The 224-nt window shown below is 48.2% G+C and carries 1 protein-coding gene; it reads right to left on the bottom strand.

Annotated features, from left to right (window positions below):
• A partial coding sequence (locus tag Q1A70_RS20730) for an Ig-like domain-containing protein (protein ID WP_299695962.1) occupies positions 1-224 on the bottom strand: 224 nt, incomplete at both ends.

Genomic DNA, 224 nt, shown 5'->3' on the forward strand with positions numbered 1-224 from the left:
AGTACAGAATCTTCGTCAATGGTGTATGACGTTGGACCGGCAACAGGTGGATCATTCACCTCAAGAACGTTAATACCCGCCGTTGTCGCGTCGGTCGCTCCCTCTTCATCAACCACAACTACATCCAGTGCGATTTCACCACTGAAGTTTTCGTTTGGAGAGAAGGTATAGGTGCCGTCACCATTGATTTCAAGAACACCATCGTTACCACTGTAAGCCACACT

The organism is uncultured Vibrio sp. (assembly GCF_947488985.1).
In the GTDB taxonomy this organism is placed as follows: domain Bacteria; phylum Pseudomonadota; class Gammaproteobacteria; order Enterobacterales; family Vibrionaceae; genus Vibrio.